This window comes from Bacillus sp. B1-b2 (assembly GCF_009183415.1).
Classification (GTDB): Bacteria; Bacillota; Bacilli; order Bacillales; family Cytobacillaceae; genus Niallia.
This window is the reverse complement of the sequence record NZ_WEHU01000005.1, coordinates 50,151-74,881: the sequence shown is the minus strand read 5'-3', so window position 1 is coordinate 74,881 and position 24,731 is coordinate 50,151. Positions and strand designations below refer to the sequence as shown.

Sequence of the window (24,731 nt, the reverse complement as noted above, 5' to 3'; positions counted from 1 at the left end):
TGTTAAGTTACTTTTTCTTAGAAAATTATTCGCTCTTCTATTTCAATAATGGTATAATTTTATGGATATTGTAGTTTGGAGGAAATAATTAATGATAACAGTTACAAATGTTGGTCTTCGATATGGTGATCGTAAATTATTTGAAGATGTAAATATTAAATTCAACCCAGGAAATTGTTACGGATTAATCGGAGCAAATGGAGCTGGAAAATCCACCTTCCTTAAAATTCTATCTGGAGAATTAGAAGCTCAATCTGGTAATGTTGCTCTAGGACCTGGAGAAAGACTTGCTATATTAAAACAGAACCATTTTGAATATGAAGAGCATGAAGTGCTTAAGGTTGTCATTATGGGTCATACAAGACTATATCAAGTAATGCAAGAAAAAGATGCTATTTATATGAAAGAGAATTTCACAGATGAAGATGGTATGAAAGCAGCTGAATTAGAAGGTGAGTTCGCTGAGTTAAATGGGTGGGAAGCTGAATCAGAAGCAGCTATCCTTCTTAAAGGTTTAGGAATTGGTGAAGATCTTCATCAAAAAACGATGGCTGAGTTAAGCGGATCAGAAAAAGTAAAAGTTTTACTTGCTCAAGCACTATTTGGTCAACCAGATGTTCTATTATTAGATGAGCCTACCAACCATTTAGATTTGCATGCTATTAAATGGTTAGAAGAGTTCCTAATTAATTTTGAAAATACAGTTATTGTTGTCTCCCATGATAGACACTTCTTAAATAAAGTGTGTACACATATTGCAGATTTAGATTATGGTAAGATCCAGGTTTATGTTGGAAACTACGATTTCTGGTATGAATCTAGTCAATTGGCATCTAGAATGGCTAATGATGCTAACAAGAAAAAAGAAGAAAAAATTAAAGAATTACAAAACTTTATTGCTAGATTTAGTGCGAATGCTTCTAAATCGAAGCAAGCAACATCTAGAAAGAAATTATTAGATAAAATTAATTTAGATGATATCAAACCATCTTCTAGAAAATACCCATATGTGGCTTTCACTCCAGAGCGTGAAATTGGGAATGACCTTTTACGAGTAGATGGTCTTACAAAAACTATTGATGGTGAAAAAGTTTTAGATAACATTAGTTTTATCATGAACAAGGATGATAAAATTGCATTGGTTGGTGCAAATGAATTAGCTAAATCGACGCTATTCCGTATTTTAGCTGGAGAATTAGAGCCAGATAGCGGTTCATACAAATGGGGTATAACTACTTCCCAAAGTTATTTCCCTGCTGATAACTCTGAGTATTTTTCAAAAGAAGAGTCTACTTTAGTAGATTGGTTAAGACAATATTCCCCTCAAGATGAAACAGAAAGCTTCTTGCGTGGATTCTTAGGTCGTATGCTATTCTCTGGAGAAGAAGTAATGAAAAATCCAAGCGTTTTATCTGGAGGAGAAAAAGTTCGTTGTATGCTTTCTAAAATGATGTTAAGTGGAGCGAATGTTTTACTTCTGGATGAACCTACAAACCATTTAGATCTAGAATCTATTACCGCATTAAATAATGGATTAATTAGCTTTAAAGGTTCCATGATTTTCGCATCACATGACCATCAGTTTGTTTCTACTATTGCTAATAGAATCTTGGAAATTACACCAAGTGGCTTAGTTGATAAACAAATGAACTATGATGAGTATTTAGAAGATGTAAGTTTACAAAAAAGCATTGCTGAAATGTATAAGTAAATGAACTAAAAAAACTATCCATAAAAGGATAGTTTTTTTGTTTGTTGAAAAAGATTATGTCCATGTAAATGTCACTATTACTAGTGGCATCAGTGTGACGTAAACTTTATAGGTAATTAACTAACTGAATAGATGGAAAACGAGGGATTTTTTATGTACTTCACCTATTCAAATATGGATATAGTAGAAAACCGAAAGAGCTATAAAATAATGTATGATGCTTTGTACCATATAAAATTTAGAAAAGACCACTATTTAGAAAAATAGTCGTAGAAATCCTCTTATTTTCATTACTTCCATGAAAAACCACGCAAATAGACGGAGAATTACGCCTATTTCCTTAGAACACATGAATTCGGAGGCATTTTCCTTCCTTAACCGGAAAAATCCGCTTATTAGCAAAGCATTTAACAGTATATTTGCCTTTAGTCGGAATACTCCGCTTATTATTGATAATTCCTACAAAGTGGCTGTGGGATTTTTTTTCAACAAAATTATTAATAGAAGCGGAATGAAAAAGTAACTTAGAAAGAAAAATACGTGGATGATAAGCTAGACACCCCGTTTAACGAACAAAGGAATCGAACGCTTCATTCTGGATACTTTCCACTAAATGATGAATAGTAAGGCGGTATCTTTTTCTTGTCATTTCATTTCTAAATCTAAAGACAGAATTAATTGATTCCTGTTAAAATCTTTAAACATAAGGACCCTTCTTTCGAATAAAATTTGGTGTGGTAACTATATGATATCCGATGTTTTCGTTATTTTTATTGAAAAAATAAACAAAGCCGTGAAATTTTACTCCACGTAAAACTTCACGGCTTTTCATCTTAAAAGGAAGGTTTTGTCCCAGCCTCTTTATATTCTTCTTCTCTGAACCCATCTAATAAGAGGAAATCCTAAAACTAACATAACACCAAGAATGAGAATAGGTATGAATATATGCCTATTTTGTTCATTAGAGCTTACCGCTGCTACTTCTACATCGCTCGCTTGTAACGGGAAATTCTCCACCTTTTCTAAAGAAAGAGTTTGAAGTAAATCACCCTCACTACTCTCAATCAATAAGGTTCCTGATGAAGTAACCTCTTCCTTTCCATTTTGTTTGGAAACAGTAATTTCTGTGTTAGCTGGTAGCTTATATGATGTTTGCTCTACACTAAAATTTTGATTACTACTGATCTCACTATGTGTAAAATTAGCAAAACCATAATCTAATAATAATTTTGTATCCATATATACATCTTCTTTATAATCAGCCTTTAACACGATAGCAGTTAAATTCATATCACCATTAACTGCTGTAGTAGCTAATGTTTGCTTCGATTCATTAACATACCCCGTTTTTCCTCCAATAATCCCATCATAAGGTCTTTCTCCATTAAGCATTTGATGGTGGCTTATTAGTGTCGTATCCCAGGTTAAACCATCCCACTCTAATTCCTTTGTTCCAAAAATCTCGAGAAAGGTTGGATTTTTTAATGCGTATTGAGTAATTAATGCTAAATCCTGTGCAGTTGTATAATGATTGTCGTTATATAAGCCACTAGGATTTGTAAAATGAGTCGACTTTACCTTCACTTTTTTTTGTAGAAAGGAATTTATATTCTCAGCAAATTGATCAACTGTGCCATCCAAGTACTCTGCTATAGCAACAGCTGCATCATTTCCTGAATTAACTAACATTCCTTCTAGTAAATGTTTTAATGTAACTTCTTCACCTAATTCAAGGTACACCTTCGTACCATCTGTTGAATACGCATTTTCACTTATCGTGACTTTATCTGTTAAATTTCCTTTTTCTAATGCATAAATGGCGGTTGCTATTTTCGTTAAGCTTGCTGGATACATTTTTTCGTCCCCATTTTGTTGAAACAAAACAGCACCAGTATCATTGTCTAATAAAAAAGCTGCTTCACTTATGATTTGAGGTTTTACTTCTGTACTTTCTGCTGCTTCACTAATGCTAGGAATGCTCCATAATAAAATAATTAAGGAGAACACTTTTAAAATTTTCATTTTTCCCCACCCATGACTTTTTATCTATATTTTTACCATGACTATTGTATCAAACAGTTGATAGATATGGATAAGATAAATGAATTTGTTATAAAAATGAAATAGTTCTGTATTTTAACCTACACAGTCTTGTCATATGCTCTAAAAAGTTAAGCAGTAATGTACTCTTACTAGCATTTATTATTACTTTTTTAATTCGTTTAAGTTACAAATATCCTTCCTGTTCAATAAAAACAAACAATAAAATTAGTATGGTCAGAAATAAAAAGGTTATTCTGTATGTGTATACTAAGAAAAGCTCCCCTATAATATAACAGTTCTTAATCTAGAAGATTATTATATATAACAGATGTTAAAATATGAACATTTATATAGATATATTCTTTTTGGTTACATACTGATAAACCCTTCTTTAATCATACCGTTCACAAATAAGTCACAGAATTTTCGTCAGTTGTACATATTTATGTGAAAAACATCACATATAATCTGTTATAGTTAAATCAGAAAGAAATTAGCTTTCTGTTATATATTTTATTCGATGAGGTGAATTTCATGGAAAAAGTAGAAACAAATTATTGGGAAGGCTTTAAATCAGGTAGCTGGCAAAAAGAAGTGGATGTTAGAGACTTTATTTTAAAAAACTTTAATCCATACCTTGGTGATTCCTCCTTTTTATCTGGACCAACTTTAGAAACAACACAATTATGGGAACAAGTGCTAGAATTAAGTAAATTAGAACGCGAACGCGGTGGAGTTTACAATTTAGATACGGATATTGTATCTACTATTATCTCTCATGGTCCTGGATATTTAGACAAAGAAAAAGAGAAAATCGTTGGTGTTCAAACAGACGAACCTTTCAAACGTTCTTTCCAACCGAATGGTGGTATAAGAATGGCTGTTCAAGCATGTGAATCTTATGGTTATAAAGCAGATGAAGATTTAGAAAGATTCTTTTCTGAACACCGTAAAACGCATAACGCTGGAGTATTTGACGCTTATACAGATGAAATGAGATTAGCTAGAAAAGCAGCTATCATCACTGGTCTACCAGATGCTTATGGCCGTGGAAGAATTATCGGAGACTACCGTCGTGTCGCTCTTTACGGAGTAGATTTCTTAATTAACGAAAAACAAAAAGATAAAAGAGCAACAAGTTCTGTTATGACAGAAGAAAACATTCGTTTAAGAGAAGAAGTATCTGAGCAAATTCGTGCTTTAAGTGAATTAAAAGAACTTGGCAAATCTTATGGATTTGATCTTTCAAGACCAGCAGAAAATACATTAGAGGCCTTCCAATGGCTTTATCTTGCTTACCTTGCAGCTATTAAAGAACAAAATGGAGCAGCAATGAGTTTAGGTCGTGTATCTACTTTCTTAGATATTTATGTAGAAAGAGATTTAGCTAGAGGAACTCTTACAGAAAAAGAAGTACAAGAAATTGTCGATCATTTCATTATGAAGCTTCGCCTTGTAAAATTCGCTCGTACACCTGATTATAATGAATTATTTAGTGGTGATCCAACTTGGGTTACAGAATCTATTGGTGGTATGGCAAATGATGGTAGACCTTTAGTTACTAAAAACTCATTTCGTTTCCTTCATACATTAGATAACTTAGGTCCTGCACCAGAACCAAATTTAACTGTACTATGGTCTACTCAATTACCTGAAAACTTTAAGAAATTCTGTGCACAAATGTCTATTCAAACAAGCTCCATTCAATATGAAAATGATGACATTATGAAACCTCAATGGGGAGATGATTACGGAATTGCTTGTTGTGTTTCTGCAATGGAAATCGGTAAACAACTACAATTCTTTGGGGCACGTGCAAACTTAGCGAAATGCTTATTATATGCAATCAATGGTGGAGTAGATGAAAAATTAAAGGTTCAAGTAGGTCCTAAATTTGCTCCAATCACTTCTGAGTATTTAGATTATAAAGAGGTTAAAGACAAATTCGATAATATGATGGAATGGTTAGCTGGACTATACATTAATACATTAAACGTTATTCACTATATGCATGATAAATATTCTTACGAAAGAATTGAAATGGCATTACATGATACGCAAATCCTACGCACAATGGCTACTGGAATCGCTGGATTAAGTGTAGTTGCAGATTCATTAAGTGCGATCAAACATGCTAAAGTGAAAGTTCTAAGAGATGAAAACGGATTAGCTGTTGATTTTGAAACAGAGGGTGAATTCCCGAAATACGGTAACAATGATGATGCTGTTGATGAATTAGCTATTGAACTAGTACAAAGCTTCATGAAAAAATTACGCAAACACCAAACGTATCGTAATTCTATGCATACTACATCTGTTTTAACGATTACTTCAAATGTAGTTTATGGTAAGAAAACTGGTAACACACCTGATGGCCGCCGTGCTGGTGAACCATTTGCTCCAGGAGCTAATCCAATGCATGGTCGTGATACAAAAGGTACACTTGCTTCTCTTTCTTCAGTAGCAAAATTACCATATGACTACTCATTAGATGGTATTTCTAATACTTTCTCAATCGTTCCTAAAGCATTAGGAAAAGAAGAAGAAGATCGTGCTAAAAACTTAGTATCTATTTTAGATGGTTATGCTGCAAAAGCTGGTCATCACTTAAATGTTAACGTGTTTAACAGAGAAACTTTATTAGATGCAATGGAGCATCCTGAGTTATATCCACAATTAACCATTCGTGTTTCTGGATATGCAGTTAACTTTATTAAATTAACTCGTGAGCAACAACAAGATGTAATTAGCCGTACTTTCCACGATACTATGTAATTTATTTTTAGGGAGAAGAGACAGCTTTACTTCCTCTTCCCCCTTCTACTTAGAGTAATACTTGCTACAATGTGTTATTAACAAGGAGGAACTTAAAATGATCGGAAATATACATTCAATTGAAACTTTTGGTACTGTGGACGGCCCTGGAATTCGATATGTTGTATTTACTCAGGGATGCTTACTTAGATGCCAGTTTTGTCATAATGCAGATACATGGGAAATTGGTACAGGAAAGCAAATGTCTGTTGCAGAAATCATGAATGATATTCAGACCTATCTTCCTTTTATTGATGCTTCTGGTGGAGGTATTACTGTAAGTGGTGGTGAACCCTTATTACAACTTCCCTTCTTAATTTCTTTATTTAAAGCATGCAAAAAACTAGGAATTCATACAACTATTGATTCATCTGGTGGGTGTTATTCTAAATCTGCTCTTTTTCAAGAACAATTAGGTGAATTAATGGAATATACAGATCTTGTCCTACTTGATTTAAAGCATATTAATAGAAAAAAACATATTAGCTTAACAGGAATGGGAAATGATCATATTTTAGATTTTGCTCATTATTTATCAGAAAAAGCTATTCCAGTTTGGATTAGACACGTATTAGTTCCTACAATAAATGACAATGAAGAAGACTTAACTAAGCTAAGTGAATTTATCTCAACCTTAAAGAATGTTGAAAAAATAGATATTTTACCATACCACAAGTTAGGTGTATATAAATGGGAAACACTCGGACTTGACTACCCTCTAGATGGAATTGATCCTCCTAGCCAAGAGTCTGTTGACTTTGCAACACATATCTTGAATAAAGCAATCAGAGCAATAAGTTAACGACAAATATAAAAAAAAGAAGGATTTCAAATATGAAATCCTTCTTTTTAAATTATGCTTCTTCTGTAGCTGCAGCCATTCCATGGTGTGGTTTCTTAGGTGGATGAGGTTTTTTGTGGTCATCCCCGATAGAAATTGCATACTCAAAATGAAAAGGAATATTAAGCAATACTAAATTCACATCTAACCCAAAAATAGTAAACATATATATTTCGCTCCTTTAAATGTATTAGATACAAAATAGGAACCTATTTCTTTCTAATTTGTATCTTTGTTATAGATTATGAAATTTTTATGGACATGCCTGTACAAAATCATTATATTTTGAAAAACTTTCAACATTTGTCTTAAAAATAAAAATCCCTGTACATAGCACTTTCTGCTTAGTACAGGGATTTTCATCTGACTTATGCCTTCCACCAAGTATCAAACATAGATACAGGAACTTGTCTTTTATGTTCTGTTATTAAATAGCGTGCTTCTATTTTATCTGCTACTTCTTTTGTTACTTCTTTTCCTTCTAAGTAATCATCTAATTGATCATATGTGATTCCTAGTTCTGTTTCATCTGCTTGACCAGGTTTATTGTCAAGTAAATCAGCTGTAGGAACCTTTAAATAGATTGCTTCTTCTGCATTTAATTCTTTTAACAACTCTTTTCCTTGTCTTTTAGTTAAACCAGTTAATGGAAGGATATCTGCTCCACCATCTCCATATTTCGTAAAGAATCCAGTTACTGCTTCTGCAGCGTGGTCTGTTCCAATAACAAGTAGGTTTTCTTGTCCTCCAATTGCGTATTGAGCAATCATTCGCATTCTTGCTTTTACATTACCTTTGTGGTAATCCGTTAATTCAACACCTGCCATGCTATCAAATACTTCTTTAACAGCATCAACTGGTTGTTTAACATTAAAAATAACCTCTTTATCCGCAGCTATAAACGTTAATGCTCTTTTTGCATCTTCTTCGTCTTTCTGCGTTCCATAAGGTAGTCTAACTGCGATAAAGGTAGCATCATATCCTTCTTGTCGTAACTCTTCCACAGCTAATTGTGCTAATCTTCCAGCTAAAGAAGAATCTTGTCCTCCGCTTATACCTAGTACAAAACCTTTTGCTCTCGCTTTTTTCACATAACTCTTAAGGAAATCTACACGTTTTTTTATTTCAGATTTTGGATCTATTTGAGCTTGAACATTTAAGTCATTCATAATTTTCTGTTGTAGATTCATTAATATTTCCTCCTCAGCTTCTATTTCTAACAGATTCTTTTACTTGTTCTAAATGGTTCATTTTGTTTTCCCAACATAGTGGACTCAAATCCACAGGATATTCTTCTGGATTTAAAGACCTCTTATATTCATCCCAAAGAAAAGCTAAACTTTCTTCTGTATATTTCTGTATTTCCAGAATATCTGGAGTTTTATAAATAAGCTCTCCATTTTGAATGATATCTTGGTGAATATCTTTTGCATGAAAGTTTGTGACAAATTTACTTATATAAGTATGCGTAGGATGGAACATTTTTAAGCGCTCTTCGTTTTCAGGATGTTCCGATTCTAGGCAAATATAATCTCCTTCTGATTTTCCATTTATACTATTAATAATTCTATATACCCTTTTTAGACCAGGAGTAGTCACTTTTTCTGGGTTTCCACTAATTTTAATCGTGTCCACCATCTGTCCCTCTTCATCTTCAATGGAAACAAGTTTGTAAACTCCTCCAAGTGCGGGTTGGTCATATGCAGTTATTAGTTTCGTCCCTATTCCCCAAATATCTATTTTTGCACCTTGAGCTTTTAGGTTGATAATGGTGTATTCATCTAAATCATTACTTGCCACAATTTTAGTATCCGTAAACCCTGCGGCATCTAACATTTTTCTAGCTTCTTTTGATAAATAGGCTAAGTCGCCACTATCTAACCTAATTCCTAGGAAATTGATACTATCCCCAAGTTCTTTAGCTACCTTTATAGCAGTAGGTACTCCAGATCTTAAGGTATCGTATGTATCAACTAAAAACACACAATTTTTATGTCTTCTTGCATACTTATGGAAAGCTGTATACTCGTCTCTGTATGCTTGAATCATGGAATGAGCGTGCGTGCCTGAAACAGGAATACCAAATAATTTACCCGCTCTTACGTTTGAAGTAGAACTAAATCCGCCTATAAATGCAGCTCTTGTTCCCCACAATGCGGCATCTAACTCATGAGCTCTTCTACTACCAAATTCCATAACAACTCCTTCACCAATAGAATTTTTGATTCTAGATGCTTTTGTTGCAATTAATGTTTGGTAATTCACAATGTTTAGAATAGCGGTTTCTACTAATTGAGCCTGCGCTAATGGTGCTTCAATTCTCATAAGTGGCTCATTTGCAAAAATGACTTCCCCTTCTTTAGCTGATCTTACATTTCCAGTAAAACGCAGATCCTTTAAGTAATGAAGAAAATCTTCTTGATAGCCCTGTTCTCTTAAATATTGCAAATCTGTTTCTGTAAAACGTAATTCTCTTAAATATTGAATCACTCTTTCTAAACCAGCAAATATGGCATAGCCATTATGAAATGGTAGCTTTCGGAAATATAGTTCGAAAACCGCATTTCTTTCCGCAATTCCATCTTCCCAATATGTTTCTGCCATATTAATTTGATATAAATCTGTATGTAACATTAAACTGTCATCTTCAAAATTAAAACTCATTCTTCTATTATCCTCCTGCTACTTAACACCAATTACCAAGTAAGTATCTTGGCACCTAACACATTTTCAAAATGCGTTAATGCCCATTTATGTCCTATTTCATTAAATGAAGCAACGGCATTTTCATATACATAAATCTTGTATCCTAAGTTGTAAGCATCTACCGCTGTATGAAGTACACAAATATCTGTGCAAACTCCTACAAGATATAAATCTTTGATATTTCTTTCTTGCAATTTGATATGCAAATTTGTGCCTGCAAAAGCACTATACCTCGTTTTATCCATCCAGTAAACATTATTTAAGCTTTGATTCTCTTTATAAACCTCTTGTAAGGATCCGTACAATTCCCTACCTGGGGTACCCTCTATGTTATGTGGTGGAAATAAACTGGATTCAGGGTGAAAGGAATCATCCTTATGATGTAAATCAATAGCGAAAACAGTATAATCTCCTGCTTCTATAAAATTCCTAGAAATAGAAGTTACACTATGCTCGATTTCTATCCCCGGTTTCCCGCAAGGTAGGTTTCCTTCAATAAAATCAAATGTATAATCAATATTTATTAAAGCCTTCACAATCTCCCTCCTCATTGGTTTAGAACTTCTATACGGTTATTTTTCTTCTTTTTATTATACCATTGCATTTTTTATTTCCCATTATTAAGTTCTATTACCTATTACTATAATTACTTATTTTACTCCCATATCCTATTTAATAACAATCTTTTTATTTGAATGATTATCCACTCTCTGTCACATTTCTGAATCATTTAGTGTTTTTTTCTATGTAATCCTTAACAATAAATTGCTTTTCATGCATCTGTTAGTTATAATTTTATTGTTAACTAGAATTAGAGGTGTCTAAATGATTGAATTACTGTTTGACTTATCAAATCTTCCTAGTTATCAAACTTTATATTATACGGTACTTTTAGGGTTAATCTTAAAGCATTTTTGGGATTGGAACTTGAAAGCATCCGTTCAAAATGAGTTTATTAACACTGATGAGCAATTTTCTTTGCATGTTTCTATTAATGCTATAAATATGAATGTTAAAAAGTATAATATTCCTATTTTACACTGGATATGTAAAAATATCCGTAAAAGAATACAAAGCTCTCATGATGATTTGGAAAAACCTTTTCCTCCTTGCATTCTTAGTAGTAATTAATACTAAATTTGGAGGAATAATAATGAATAAATTAACAAAAAATACAGGTTTAATGCTAGTTGTCCTATTTACTACCCTTTTATTAAGTGCATGTTCTTCATCTACAAATGGTACAGACAGTGGTTTCTTCCACAATGTTTTTGTTGAACCATTTATTTCGATTATACATGGTACTGCTAATATCTTTGCAGGAAGCTATGGTTTAGCAATTATATTAATAACATTAGTGATACGCTTAGTGTTAATGCCCCTAATGTTAAGACAATATAAAAACCAACAAAGCATGAAGGGTAAAATGGAAGGTATCAAGCCTGAAATGGATAGAATACAAAAAAAATTAAAAACAACAAAAGACCAAAAAGAACAACAAAAATTACAAGCAGAGATGATGGATTTATATAAAAAGAATAATATTAATCCTTTAAATATTGGTTGCTTACCTATGCTTATCCAAATGCCTATTCTTATGGGATTTTATTATGCAATTCGTGGTTCACAAGAAATTGCTTCACATTCTTTTTTATGGTTTAATCTAGGACATTCAGATTTAATCCTAACAGCTATTGCAGGTATTGTTTATTATTTACAATTTAGAGTAAGTCAGAGTACGATGACTGCTGAACAACAAAAGCAAATGAGATTTATGGGATTAATTTCACCCATTATGATTATCATGGTTTCTTTAAATGCTCCTGCTGCTCTTCCATTATACTGGACAGTTGGAGGTATTTTCTTAATACTACAATCCATGTTGGGCAGAAAACTTTATCCTGCACAAAAGGACCCAGTAATAGTTACCCAAAAATAGAAAGCAAAAAGTATTCGATAAAAATCCTTTATCGAATACTTTTTTGATTTCTAAAAAAACATTCTTCCTATCATAACCCCCGAAAAACAAAAAGCCATCCCACCAAAAAAGGTTAGAGCTAAATATACTAGTGAATCTACTTTTCTTCCCAAATTGAATAGTTTCCAAGCTTCTACAACTAAGGTAGAAAAGGTAGAAAAAGCTCCTAAAAATCCTATACAAGCAAACGTATATATACTAGATAGATTAATGGAATTAGCTAGAAGTCCTAATAAGAAGGAAGCACTTAAATTAACAAGTATCGTAGGAATAAAATCCTTCTTCCACATACTCTTTAATAAATTTATTATATAATATCGGGTTATTGCACCGAAAAAACCACCTGCTCCAATAAGTAGAATACTAACCATTTCTTATGTGTTCCTTTCTACCCTTCTCACCAAGCTTTAAGCCAATAAATGCACAGACTAATCCAAATACTACACTACAAAATATATAAATAAGAGCAGAGACAATTTGTCCTTTTTCTAATAATTTAACTGCATCAAAACTAAATGTTGATAAAGTGGTAAAAGAGCCAATAATACCTGTACCAATTGCTGAACTTAGCTCTTCACGCCATTTTTGTTTAGTAATAATAGCACTAGTAAGCCATCCCAATAAAAATGAACCAATTAAGTTGATCATCATTGTTTGGAAAGGAAAACTAGCTGAAATAGGGATGCTTGTTACTAGGTATCGCGCTATACTGCCTATCGTTCCACCAATCCCAATATATACGTATTTCATATGTCACACATTCTCTCTATGTAATACTAGTTAAAAAGCTTGTAAAATTAAAAAAGATCTCTCAAAAAAAAGAAAAACTTCATTGAATATCTCTCATATTGAAAGATATTCAATTCCTGTTTCTCCAATTTTTTGTAAGAAATCTTATATTGCTTGGAAATAATCTTTGTAGAATCCGCCTACTTTACCTGAATTATCTAAGATAAAATAAAATTCTTCTGTTTCATTTTTAACTTCATATTCTTTTCCAACTGTAAGCACTCTGTTCACGATATATTTGCTTGCATCTGTATGTATACATTTTACTTTTTTTATCGCTTCTTTTTGATCCCAAATTTGATGTATCATTCTACTACTCCTTTCAATACTTTTACCATCATAGTATATATTGAGTAAGTCTAAAGTGCAACAGGCTTTCCTCAAGAAACTAAATTCTCTTTTTGTTGCTCCATAAAATTCAATGAACTTTTTTCAAAGGTAAACCATCGTCCTGTCACTTCTTGGTAAAAAGTCACATAGCATTTTCCGTGAATCCAATCCACTCTTTTAAAATTCATTGAATAATACCTTTTATTTTCATGTGTAATGACATACAGGGTATTTTGATCATGGATATACATATTATGACCTTCTTTCTAGATGTGTTCCTTCTTTCTATACCACAAGAAATCTGTCCATTAAACCTTATCAGAAAGAAATTGTAAAGATTAAAGAAGATAATTCAACAGGTATCAAAAAAGTCCGAACAACTAGAAAAAATGACTTCTAATAGTTCGGACAAAAATACATGGCTGAAACACTTATGTCCCAGCCATGTTTTATCACGTTTAGATTACTTACGTATTCCTATTAAGCTTCAAATAATAATGCTTCTGGGTCTTCTAATAACTGTTTTATTCTAGCGAGAAAGGTAACTGCTTCTTTCCCATCTATAATTCGATGATCATAAGATAAAGCAAGATACATCATAGGGCGGTTTTCCATTTTTACTTCATCAATAGCGACGGGTCTTAATTGGATTTTATGCATACCGAGAATCCCTACTTGTGGCCCATTTAGGATAGGCGTTGATAATAAGGACCCAAATACACCCCCATTTGTAATGGTAAAGGTCCCACCCTGTAAATCACCTATCGATAACTTATTGCTTCTAGCTTTATTTGAATACTCAATGATTTCACTTTCTATTTCAGCAAAATTTTTACGATCTGCATCTCTTACTACCGGTACTACTAGCCCTTCATCTGTAGAAACAGCAATTCCGATATCATAATATTTCTTTAAGAGTATTTGATCTCCTTGGATTTCTGCATTCAATAAAGGCGCTTTTTTTAATGCTGCAACTACTGCTTTTGTAAAGAAAGACATAAATCCAAGCTTTACATCATTCTCTTTTTGGAATGCATCTTTTCTTCTTGATCTAAGATTCATAATATTTGTCATATCTACTTCGTTGAAGGTTGTGAGCATAGCAGTATTTTGTTGAACTTCCAATAAGCGGTTAGCTATTGTTTGTCTTCTACGTGTCATTCGAATTCTTTCCACTCGAGTATCATTTGATGCCGCTTCTTTATTCAGAGCTTTTTCTTTAACCTCTTTAGTGGCACTTTCATTAGACGCTGGGCTAGGTTTATAGTCTTTTACATCCTGTGCCCTTACTCTTCCAAAAGGATCAGATGTTTCTATACTAGCTAAATCAATCCCTTTTTCTCTAGCAAGCTTACGAGCTGCTGGAGAAGCAATCAGTTTTCTATTATCACTAGTTGGTTTAATTACCTCTACTTTTTCCTCCGCTTGCTTCGTTTCCTCATTTCTTTTTTTCTCTGGAGCTTTTATTTCTTCTTTAGGCTCTTGCTGTTCTTTTACTGTATTATTTAATACAATGGCAATGGTTTCACCAACTTGAACGGTATCCCCCTCACTAGCTTTTAACTCTTGGATAAATCCACTTTCTTCTGAAACAATTTCCACATTGACTTTATCTGTTTCTAACTCTACGATATAGTCCCCTTTTTCCACGTATTCCCCAGTCTTTTTTAACCATTGTGCAACCGTTCCTTCAGTAATAGATTCAGCTAATTCTGGTACTTTAATCTCCGCCATTATATTTCCCCCTCAAAATAATTCATTGCGAACTCGAACTCAATGCCTCTTCAATTATTCTAGCTTGATCTTTACGATGTACATTTGGATCCCCTTCGGCAGGGCTAGATCTTCTTCTTCTACCTACATATTCCACCTTAACAAGTGGTGAAGTAAGTTTTTCTAATCTCGGCTCCATAAAAGTCCAAGCGCCCATATTTTTTGGTTCCTCTTGTACCCATAGCACTTCTTCTAATGAAGGAAAACGATTAATAATTTCTTGTAGCCGTTCTTCTGGAAATGGATATAATTCTTCGATTCTAGCAAGATGTATATGATTTACATCTTCTTTATTTTTAAGTGCTTGATGAAGATCCATAGCCATTTTACCAGTGGATAAAACTAAACGTTTGACACTATTAAAGTTCTCCCCTGTGTCTTCTTCTAAAACAGACTCAAAAATTCCTTCTGTAAAGGAAGAAAGAGAAGAAGCAACATCAACATTTCTTAATAAACTTTTTGGTGTCATGATAACAAGTGGTCGAACTTCTTCTTTCGTTAATATTGCAGCCTGTCTTCTTAAAATATGAAAATACTGAGCAGAAGATGAAAGATTAGCGACAGTCCAGTTATTCTCCGCTGCAAGCGTTAAAAATCTTTCTAATCTTGCGCTAGAATGCTCTGGTCCTTGCCCCTCATACCCATGTGGCAACAGCATGACTAATCCTGATTTTTGTCCCCACTTCGCTCTCCCTGCAGCGATAAATTGATCAAAAATAACTTGTGCAGCATTTGCAAAATCACCGAATTGAGCCTCCCATAATACTAATGTTTCGGGAGCAAATACATTGTATCCATATTCAAAGCCTAGTACAGATCCTTCTGATAAAGGACTGTTATGGACAGCAAATGAAGCATTAGCACTAGACAGTGTATGTAAAGGTGAATATTGTTTTCCAGTCTGATGATCATGTAACATAATATTTCGGTGCGCAAAGGTTCCTCTTTGTGAATCCTGTCCAGATAATCGGATAGGTGTTCCATCTTCTAATATAGAAGCAAAAGCAAGTGTTTCTGCTAATGACCAGTCAATTTTTCCTTCTGTATAGAAAGAGTCTTCTCTACGTTTTAAAATTTTCACTAATTTATCAAACACTTGAAACTGATCAGGAAATGCCACTAATCCTTTACTTATTTCTGTTAATCTTTTCGTAGAAACAGATGTATCGATTCTAGGTAACTGTCTTTCTACAGAATTTGGTGGATTGGTGATTGTTGGCTCCTCTTTTTTCTTAGGAACTACTTCATGTGCTTTTTTTAATTTATTTACAATATCTTCCCTTACAGCTGTTATTTCCTGCCTATTTACTATCTTTTCCATTAAGAGCTTTTCTCCATAAACCTCTGTTATTGTTGGGTGATTATGGATTAACTGGTACATCAATGGATTGGTTGTCATAGGTTCATCCATTTCATTGTGACCAAATCTACGATATCCTATTAAATCAATTAAAAAATCCTTTTTAAATGTTGCTCGGTACTCACTAGCAAGCTTAGCTGCTTTCATACAGGCTTCAGGATCATCTGCATTTACATGGATAATAGGAATTTCAAAGCCTTTAGCAAGATCACTTGCATATCTTGTAGAGCGAGAATCACTAGATTCTGTCGTAAACCCAATGGTATTGTTTGCTATAATATGAATAGTCCCACCTGTACGGTATCCTTTTAATCCTGTTAAGTTTAAGGTTTCAGAGACAATTCCTTGACCAGGAAAAGCAGCATCACCATGAATTAAAATAGCAACTGACTTATCCTGATTTTCTTCAGGAAAACCTGGCTTCGTTCGGTCATCCTGTGAAGCGCGTGTAAACCCTTCTACTACTGCCCCTACAAATTCCAAGTGACTTGGATTATTAGCTAAGGTTAATCGCACCTTTGAAGTACTATTCGCTTTAATTTGTCTATCTAAGCCTAAGTGGTACTTCACATCTCCTGTCCAACCAAAACTAATACCTATTGAGCCCTCGGATGGAACCAATCTTTTATTTGGAGCATGTTGAAACTCTGAAAAAATGATTTCATATGGTTTCTCTAAGACATGTGCTAATACATTCAACCTTCCACGATGGGCCATTCCAATATTAATGTTTTTCGCTCCGTTAATAACAGAAGCAGAAATAACTTCATCTAATAATGGGACCATCGTATCAAGTCCTTCAATAGAGAACCTTTTTTGACCAACATAAGTTTTATGTAGAAACTTTTCAAACTCTTCCACTTCTATTACTCTTTTTAATAATTTTTTCTTTAATTCATTATGACAAGATAGTTTTAAGCTTCCTGATTCCACTTTCTTCTGTAGCCAATTTTTTTCCTTTATATCGTTAACATGATAAAATTCAAAAGCAATCGTTTTTGTATAAATATCTTTTAAATAATTTATTGCGTCAAGCCCATTAACAATGTGCTTCGGAGCATCTGGGCAAATAAGATGTGCCGGTATTTTCATTAAATCTTCTTGTGTTAATTGAAAATTGGATAAATCAAATAAATTATGCTCTCGTTCATGATCTTGCAGCGGATAAATATCTGCAGCCAAGTGTCCATAGCCTCGTATTTTATTGACTAATGTAATGGCAGCAATAATCTTTTCTACTTGAACAGTACTTTCTAAAGATAAATAATTTGACTCTTGTTGTTGATTTATTTCTGTTGGAGCACCCCATTGATCAAAATGGTTTCTTATATCCTCCTCTACCGAAAAAGGATCCTCTACATATTGATCATAAAGTTCCATTACAAGCCCTAAATTAGGACCGTAAAACTTCGGTTGGTATGAGACAGTACCGTCAGATGGCTTTCCCATGAAATTTCCCTCCACCATAATTATTATCATCTTTATATTCCCATTTTAATTGAACTTTACACTTTCAAGCAAAAAATAAAACGTTTACATTTTATATTCTATCATGCTTTAAATGCACCATCAAAAGTTTTACATATAAATACCGTAAAAAAATTAAAAATTTTTTTATTTCTGCCTTATTAAAAAATTTTTCACTTACTTTCTTAAAATTTTATGCATGTATTAACAACAGCATGACAATGAAAATAGGAAGGCTTCGTGATTATTTTTCCTTAAAAATCACAAAGCCTTCCTTATTCTCCATATATTAAATCCTGAAGCGAACTAATACTTTCGTACCTCTTCCTAATTCACTTTCCATTCTAATGGAGCCTTCATAAGCTTCTACCAACTTCTTAGCAATAGATAAGCCCAGTCCAGTACCTCCACGTTCCCTGCTTCTTGCTTTATCCACTCGATAAAATCGATCAAATACTTTTTCTAAATCTTCTTTTGCAATTCCAAATCCTTGATCCGTAATTTCTAGAAAGAAATAAGAATCAATTTCGTAAGTATGAACCTTTATAGTTCCTTGCTGAAAAGAATACTTAGTCGCATTATCTAGTAAAATAGTGATAATTTGTTGAAAGTGTTGTTCCGATATTTTTTGTAAGCTTAAGGATTCTAAATGCACTTTAAATTGAAAGTTTTCATTAAGCATCTTAAAGTCTCTTATAGTTTGTTCGATTATCTCTTTTAATCTATTGGAAGATAAGTCAGATTTAATGGTATTTTGACCTAGTTTAGATAAATCTAAAAGGGAAATAATTAATTTTTTTAACTTGGCCACTTCTTCAGTAGAAGCTTGTAAGGACTCTTCTAATATTTCTTGATTGTTCTTTCCCCATCTGTTTAACATCGATAAATGTCCCTCAAGAATAGAAACTGGGGTTCTCAATTCATGGGAAGCGTCTTCAATAAATTGTTTCTGCTGCTGAAAGGAATTTTCTAATACATCCATCATTTCATTAAAAATCGTAGAAAGCTCGGATATTTCATCCTTTTGAGGATACACATTCATTCTTTCTTTAAAACCAGTTTGTTGAATATTCTTCATAGTATTTGTCATGGAGTTTAATGGCTTTAATAGTAAATGTGAAATGAAATAGCCTATTATGGCACAAATAAGTAATGCCGCAATGGCGAATAAACTCATTGCAACAGCTAGATGCTCTCTTACTTTTTGAAAGGATTGCAAGGAACGTATTATTTCTACACTGCCTTTAAAAGAATCAAAAGTAACTTCTTCACTATAAACTAAGGATTTCTGCTCACCTATTGTAATATAGTGAATTTGTTTATCTTTAAATAAAGCATTAGGTTCTATCGTGCTAAAGCTGCCATCTAATATAGAAAAGACAACTTGCCCCTTTTCATCTAATACTCGAATTAGTTGATCATGAGAATTAAGTTTTTCTAACAGCAATTCATTGTTCTTTTCGTTTTCTCCCATATTCCCCTTTAGTTCTTCTATAACCTGATTCATGGTTTGTTTCACATCTTCTTCTTCTTGATTTTGCAACCAAGATGAAACCATATGGAATTCAAAAAAGGAAAAAACAGAGTATGTTAAAAAGATGCAAACAGATAGACCAAGTGTTAATTTCCATTTCCATGGTAACAAATTAAATTTATTCATTATTCTCATCTCATCACATACCCTATGCCTCTTACCGTTTCTATGTAATTCATACTTCCTGTAGGGTCAATCTTATTTCTTAAATATCTAACATATACATCAATAACATTTGTCTCTACCTCTGATTCATAACCCCAAATTTTATCTAATAACACCTCTCGCGTAAGAACAATATTGATATTAGACATAAACATATTTAAAAGGTCATACTCTCTCTTGGTGAGGGACAAATTGTCATTCCCTTTTTTGGCAATATGCGATTCTAACTCTAATGTTAGATCTTTAAACGTTAATCTTGTTAAATGGTGCTCTTTTTGCTCTGAACTGGATTCAAATCTACGAAAAAGTGCTCGAAGCCTTGCTAATAGCTCTTCTATTGCAAAAGGTTTAATTAAATAATCATCTGCCCCACTATCTAATCCAGCTACTCTATCTAACACACTATCTCTTGCTGTTATCATTAATATAGGGGTATTTTTAGTTTGCCGAATTCTCCTACAAACTTCTAATCCATTTAATTCAGGCAGCATTAAGTCTAAAAGAATAACATCCCAGTCTTCTGCAATAGCCTTATTCAACCCACTTCTACCATCGCTTAATACTTCTGTATCATATCCTTCATATTTAAGCTCCAATTCAATAAATCGAGCTAGATTTTTTTCATCTTCAATAATAAGTATTTTTTTCATTTTATCACGCTCACAAATTAAGATAGCCTTTATTCTAACATGAAAAAAGACATAATCCCAATAGCCTTTAGATTAATCATAAAAGACTATTGGGATCTTAACCTTATTTTTTTTGAAAGATGGAGTCCATGATAGAATGTGTCATTTCCACAATTTGAAATCCAAATAAAGATGCTGCTGTTAAAGAACTAAAAATAATCATTGCTACTCGTAAATAATGCATGATTCATCTCTCCCTAATATATAAGTCCTTGTTTACAAGATAAATACCTTTTCCCCATTGTTCAAAGTGCTTAACTAATAAAATTAATGTATACCTCTGTTTCGAAAATTGCATGAAAGAATCATTAAAATTTAATGAGAAGAAAAAAATGGGCATAAATTTCTTAAAATTTACCAATTATATAGATAGAAACTTGTACATACTCTCAAATTTATAATGGATTAAATAAGGGAGCTTGAGAACGGGTATATTTAGGAGGATAATAATGAATATTGGAAGAGCAATTGAAATAATGAATGCAGCTGAGATTATTGATGTTAGTTATCAAGGAGAGAAAGTAATCATTCAAAATGTGGATGAAAAATCTAAAGTGGCACGAATCTATACTAAAACCAATCCTGATCACGAAATGGATGTAGATGTTTTTCAATTAATTGAAGAATTTTAACAAAAATTATAATACTCTAAAAATGCCAATATGAACGAATTTATAAAGAATTCAAAAAATAATGGTTGCTATATTTGTGAATATATAGTAAATTTATACACAATTACATAGGAGTTCTTATCCAGAGAGGTAGAGGGAAATGGCCCGAAGAAACCTCAGCAACCTTCAGTGCAATATTAGCTGAAAAGGTGCTAATTCCATCAAGCTGGATGCTTGAGAGATAAGAAGAACGGCTAAGCTTACAGTCTAAAAGTCTTCTTCTTAAAACGAAGGAGACTTTTTTATTTCTATAGCTTTTGACATCCCCTTCTTTCTCTACCTCTCTTTGAAAAGTAACTGTGTTAAGTAAATAAGAATAAGGAGTGTTATAAATGTATAATGTAGAAACAAAATTAGCTCAAATTGGAAATAGAAGTGAAACAACGACAGGAAGTGTTAATCCACCTGTTTATTTCTCCACTGCTTACCGCCATGCTGGAATTGGTGAATCTACAGGATATGATTATACGCGAACTGGTAACCCTACAAGAGAGATTTTAGAAAAGGCAATCGCAGACCTTGAAGGTGGAGATCGTGGTTTTGCATGTAGCTCTGGAATGGCGGCTATCCAAACTATACTTTCTCTTTTTCAAAGTGGAGATGAATGGATTATTTCCAAAGATTTATATGGAGGTACTTACCGATTATTAGAGCAAGGTTTTAAAAAATGGGGATTAAAGTGTACTTATATCGATACTTCGTGTAGTGAGGAACTACAATCAGCCATTTCGGAGCATACAAAAGCTATCTTTCTTGAAACACCAACTAATCCTCTAATGGAACAAGCAGATATAAATGAAGTTGCTTCCATAGCAAAAGAAAACAATATCCTTCTTATTGTTGATAATACTTTCTATACTCCAATCATTCAACAACCAATTCGTCTTGGAGCTGATATTGTTATTCATAGTGCCACAAAATATTTGGGTGGACATAATGATGTATTAGCTGGGTTAATTGTTGCAAAAGGCAAAGAAATTTGCGATGAATTAGCTCTTCACCATAATTCAGCTGGAGCTGTGCTAAGTCCATTTGATTCCTGGTTATTAATGAGAGGGATGAAAACTTTAGCGTTGAGAATGGAAAAACATGAAGAGAATGCTAAAATTCTTTGTGCTTTTCTTGAAGAAAATAGCGCTGTAACGGATGTGCTTTATCCAGGCAGAGGTGGAATGATTTCCTTCCGTATTCAGGATGAAACATGGGTAAATCCATTTCTACAAAGCTTAACATTAATTTCCTTTGCTGAAAGTCTTGGTGGTGTAGAGAGCTTTATTACTTATCCTGCAACTCAAACACATGCAGATATACCTGAAGCAATTAGAATAGAAAACGGAGTCTGTAATCGCTTATTACGCTTCTCCGTAGGAATCGAAAATGCAAATGATTTAATTAAAGATCTAGATAAAGCTTTTTCTATCTCTAAAGGTATTGCAAGGGAGGTAACAATATGAGTTCTGAATATTCCTTTGAAACAAAGCTACTTCATAACAAACATAAATTTGATCCAGAAACTGGTGCTGTTAGTGTTCCTATTCAGCATGCATCCACCTTTCATCAAAAGGATATCGATAAATTTGGAAAATATGATTATAGTAGAAGCTTAAACCCAACAAGAGAAGCGTTAGAAGAAGTAGTAGCAGATTTAGAAGACGGCTCTAGAGCATTTGCTTTTTCTTCAGGAATGGCAGCAATCTCTACAGCCTTCCTACTACTTTCTCAAGGAGATCATGTTATTATTTCTGAGGATGTATATGGAGGAACCTATCGAATGGTTACTACTGTTCTAAATAGATTTGGTATTGAACATACATTCGTAGATATGACAAACATTGATGAGGTAGAAAAAGCTATCTTACCTAATACGGCATTATTTTATATTGAAACACCTTCTAATCCACTTTTAAAAGTAACGGATATCGAAGCTATTAGCAAACTAGCTAAAAAGCATGATGCATTAACATTCGTGGATAATACCTTTTTAACACCTGCCTTACAAAAGCCCTTGAACTTAGGTGCAGATATTGTATTACATAGTGCTACAAAGTTTTTATCTGGACATAGCGATGTAATTGCAGGTGTAGCAGTAGTTAAAGACGAGAAACTTGGAGAAAGATTATGGTCTTTACAGAATTCCTTTGGTGCTGTCTTAGGTGTGCAAGATTGCTGGTTGCTATTAAGAGGAATCAAAACATTACATGTTAGAATGAAGCATTCTTGTGAGGCTGCAAGATTAGTAGCTGAATACTTACGTAATCACCCATTAATAAAAAACGTATATTATCCTGGATTTGAAGATCATCCTCAATTTGAAATTCAAACAAAACAAGCAAAAAGTCCAGGTGCTGTTTTCTCCTTTGAGTTACATAATGAGGAGGTAATGAGAACCTTTGTTGAGCATGTGAAGCTACCCGTTTTTGCTGTTAGCTTAGGTGCAGTTGAATCTATTCTCTCTTATCCTGCCAAAATGTCACATGCTGCAATGGACCCAAGTGCAAGACAAGAACGCGGGATAACTAATTCTCTTCTGCGTCTTTCTGTTGGATTAGAAAATCCTCAGGATCTTATCCAAGATTTTGAGCAAGCATTACAGAAAACAGCTGAATTACACTTAGGTGAAACTATCAAGTAAATCTAATCACAGATTTATAGAATTCTAGATAGCAACCTTATTATGTAAACAAATATTCCATTATCCTGAACAGAGCTTTGAAGTGCCCCTTCAAGCTCTGTTTTATTAGGGTAAAACTTCTTCCTATTGTGGATAGCTACTTTCTCTCCCTCCTACTACAAGTTGCCTGATACATCCGATTCCCCCCTTTAATACTCCACTTCAAAAATTCAAAATTTTCCCTATTATATAGTAATTCATTATGTTACACTAACAATTAATATAAATGAAAGTGGGTATTGTAATGATAAGACAGTTAACGAAACAAGATCATGATTCCTTGTTTCCCTTTTTATTAAAAGAGGCATCTATCAATCTTTTTATTATCGGGGATATAGAAGCATTTGGGTATGATACATCTTTCCAAAAGTTATGGGGAGAATGGCGGAATAATGAATTAACGGCCGTTTTACTTAAATTCTATGATAGTTACATATTCTATAGTCAAGACAAAGATAATTTCGATGTTGAAGGATTTTCTACTCTTTTAAAACAAGGAAAACAACCTATACAGCTTTCTGGAAAAACAGAACTTATTGAAAGGTTTGAAAATCAAAGTGACCTATATTTAGGAGCAAAAAAAATCACCTATTTTGCTCAATGTGATTCCATCTCATCACCTTCTTTTGATGAAGTTGAAATTGCTTCTATAGAGGACATTTCAAGAATTATTAAACTAGAAGATTCCATTGATGAATTTCATCCTTCAGAAGATAGAAAAGCAATGAAACAGAAAGCATTTGAAACAAAGACGGGTAGAAGTTTTTATATAGAGGGAGAAAACAAAGAATTACTTTCTGTTGCTTCTACTACAGCAGAAAATTCTCAATCTGCGATGATTGTAGGAGTTTGCACCCATAAAGACTATCGCAATCAAGGCTTAGCAAGTAAGGTAATGAAAGCACTTGTAAATGAAGTGCTTAAAGAAAAGAATTATGTATGCTTATTTTACGACAATCCAAATGCAGGGAAACTATATAAAAAAATTGGTTTTAAGGATATTGGATTATGGACAATGCACAGATCATAAGCTTTAAATGGGATAGCTAGGAGTATCCAAGCAGTTAAAAGCAAAATCATTTTTATCTTGAAAAAATGATTTTGCTTTTTTGGAGAATAGGAGAGGAATATACACAATGAAAGGAACAATAAGATTGCCACTTATTGTAATCCATGGAAAATGTACTAT

Annotated in this window: 21 protein-coding genes and 1 riboswitch; of the genes, 9 read left to right on the top strand and 12 right to left on the bottom strand. The window is 33.2% G+C overall.

The genetic code is table 11. The features are described 5' to 3' along the window. Window positions 1-91: 91 nt before the first annotated feature. A complete protein-coding gene (locus F9279_RS06405; RefSeq protein ID WP_152111964.1) occupies window positions 92-1,711 on the top strand; it encodes an ABC-F family ATP-binding cassette domain-containing protein in 1,620 nt (539 codons plus the stop codon). 861 nt (window positions 1,712-2,572) lie between these two features. On the opposite strand, the gene F9279_RS06400 is transcribed toward F9279_RS06405, so the two are convergent. Further along, window positions 2,573-3,733, bottom strand: coding sequence for a D-alanyl-D-alanine carboxypeptidase family protein (locus tag F9279_RS06400; protein ID WP_152111963.1), 1,161 nt, complete (start codon window positions 3,731-3,733; stop codon window positions 2,573-2,575). A gap of 555 nt (window positions 3,734-4,288) precedes the next feature. On the opposite strand from F9279_RS06400, the gene pflB reads away from it, so the two are divergent. After that, entirely contained in the window at window positions 4,289-6,529 is a 2,241-nt protein-coding gene (gene pflB, locus F9279_RS06395) for a formate C-acetyltransferase (RefSeq protein WP_152111962.1), read from the top strand. 97 nt (window positions 6,530-6,626) lie between these two features. Continuing rightward, entirely contained in the window at window positions 6,627-7,370 is a 744-nt protein-coding gene (gene pflA / locus F9279_RS06390; protein ID WP_152111961.1) for a pyruvate formate-lyase-activating protein, read from the top strand. A gap of 52 nt (window positions 7,371-7,422) precedes the next feature. Here pflA and F9279_RS25080 read toward each other — a convergent pair whose 3' ends face one another. From F9279_RS25080 to F9279_RS06375, 4 genes are all read right to left on the bottom strand, one after another. Next, window positions 7,423-7,575, bottom strand: a complete 153-nt coding sequence (locus F9279_RS25080) for a hypothetical protein (RefSeq protein WP_193224486.1) — start codon at window positions 7,573-7,575, stop codon at window positions 7,423-7,425. Between the two features lie 202 nt (window positions 7,576-7,777). Next, window positions 7,778-8,599, bottom strand: a complete 822-nt coding sequence (gene nadE, locus F9279_RS06385) for an ammonia-dependent NAD(+) synthetase (RefSeq protein WP_152111960.1) — start codon at window positions 8,597-8,599, stop codon at window positions 7,778-7,780. 13 nt (window positions 8,600-8,612) lie between these two features. Further along, entirely contained in the window at window positions 8,613-10,073 is a 1,461-nt protein-coding gene (locus tag F9279_RS06380; protein WP_152111959.1) for a nicotinate phosphoribosyltransferase, read from the bottom strand. 32 nt (window positions 10,074-10,105) lie between these two features. Next, complete coding sequence (locus tag F9279_RS06375) at window positions 10,106-10,654, bottom strand: cysteine hydrolase family protein (RefSeq protein WP_152112118.1); 549 nt, start codon at window positions 10,652-10,654, stop codon at window positions 10,106-10,108. A 286-nt stretch (window positions 10,655-10,940) separates the two neighbouring features. Here F9279_RS06375 and F9279_RS06370 point away from each other — a divergent pair, with 286 nt between their 5' ends. Continuing rightward, window positions 10,941-11,246, top strand: coding sequence for a hypothetical protein (locus tag F9279_RS06370; RefSeq protein ID WP_152111958.1), 306 nt, complete (start codon window positions 10,941-10,943; stop codon window positions 11,244-11,246). 22 nt (window positions 11,247-11,268) lie between these two features. After that, window positions 11,269-12,054 (top strand): membrane protein insertase YidC, encoded by a 786-nt coding sequence (gene yidC, locus F9279_RS06365; RefSeq protein WP_152111957.1) that lies wholly within the window; start codon window positions 11,269-11,271, stop codon window positions 12,052-12,054. Window positions 12,055-12,104: 50 nt separating this feature from the next. Here yidC and F9279_RS06360 read toward each other — a convergent pair whose 3' ends face one another. The 7 genes from F9279_RS06360 to F9279_RS06330 form a co-directional block, all read right to left on the bottom strand. Beyond that, on the bottom strand, window positions 12,105-12,464 hold the full coding sequence (locus tag F9279_RS06360) for a fluoride efflux transporter FluC (RefSeq protein ID WP_152111956.1): 360 nt from the start codon (window positions 12,462-12,464) through the stop codon (window positions 12,105-12,107). Next, the gene (gene crcB, locus F9279_RS06355; RefSeq protein WP_152111955.1) at window positions 12,457-12,843 is read right to left on the bottom strand and encodes a fluoride efflux transporter CrcB; all 387 of its coding nucleotides are present in this window, start codon (window positions 12,841-12,843) and stop codon (window positions 12,457-12,459) included. Before crcB ends, F9279_RS06360 begins: the two co-directional genes overlap by 8 nt. Before the next feature lie 144 nt (window positions 12,844-12,987). Further along, entirely contained in the window at window positions 12,988-13,191 is a 204-nt protein-coding gene (locus tag F9279_RS06350) for a DUF6501 family protein (protein WP_152111954.1), read from the bottom strand. A 501-nt stretch (window positions 13,192-13,692) separates the two neighbouring features. Beyond that, window positions 13,693-14,946, bottom strand: a complete 1,254-nt coding sequence (gene odhB / locus F9279_RS06345) for a 2-oxoglutarate dehydrogenase complex dihydrolipoyllysine-residue succinyltransferase (RefSeq protein WP_152111953.1) — start codon at window positions 14,944-14,946, stop codon at window positions 13,693-13,695. Window positions 14,947-14,968: 22 nt separating this feature from the next. Further along, a complete protein-coding gene (locus tag F9279_RS06340; RefSeq protein WP_152111952.1) occupies window positions 14,969-17,794 on the bottom strand; it encodes a 2-oxoglutarate dehydrogenase E1 component in 2,826 nt (941 codons plus the stop codon). A 307-nt stretch (window positions 17,795-18,101) separates the two neighbouring features. Next, window positions 18,102-19,472 (bottom strand): ATP-binding protein, encoded by a 1,371-nt coding sequence (locus F9279_RS06335; RefSeq protein ID WP_193224485.1) that lies wholly within the window; start codon window positions 19,470-19,472, stop codon window positions 18,102-18,104. A 5-nt stretch (window positions 19,473-19,477) separates the two neighbouring features. Next, window positions 19,478-20,161: a response regulator transcription factor gene (locus tag F9279_RS06330; protein ID WP_152111950.1), complete on the bottom strand. Its 684-nt coding sequence runs from the start codon at window positions 20,159-20,161 to the stop codon at window positions 19,478-19,480. Between the two features lie 488 nt (window positions 20,162-20,649). On the opposite strand from F9279_RS06330, the gene F9279_RS06325 reads away from it, so the two are divergent. From F9279_RS06325 to F9279_RS06310, 4 genes are all read left to right on the top strand, one after another. Then, window positions 20,650-20,832: an H-type small acid-soluble spore protein gene (locus F9279_RS06325; protein WP_152111949.1), complete on the top strand. Its 183-nt coding sequence runs from the start codon at window positions 20,650-20,652 to the stop codon at window positions 20,830-20,832. 114 nt (window positions 20,833-20,946) lie between these two features. Further along, window positions 20,947-21,059, top strand: a riboswitch (SAM riboswitch). Window positions 21,060-21,203: 144 nt separating this feature from the next. After that, window positions 21,204-22,325 carry a methionine biosynthesis PLP-dependent protein gene (locus F9279_RS06320; RefSeq protein ID WP_152111948.1) on the top strand — a complete coding sequence of 374 codons (1,122 nt, stop codon included), beginning with the start codon at window positions 21,204-21,206 and terminating at the stop codon, window positions 22,323-22,325. Continuing rightward, window positions 22,322-23,503, top strand: a complete 1,182-nt coding sequence (gene metC / locus F9279_RS06315) for a cystathionine beta-lyase (protein ID WP_152111947.1) — start codon at window positions 22,322-22,324, stop codon at window positions 23,501-23,503. Before F9279_RS06320 ends, metC begins: the two co-directional genes overlap by 4 nt. A gap of 283 nt (window positions 23,504-23,786) precedes the next feature. After that, window positions 23,787-24,572 (top strand): GNAT family N-acetyltransferase, encoded by a 786-nt coding sequence (locus F9279_RS06310; protein ID WP_152111946.1) that lies wholly within the window; start codon window positions 23,787-23,789, stop codon window positions 24,570-24,572. Window positions 24,573-24,731: the final 159 nt, after the last annotated feature.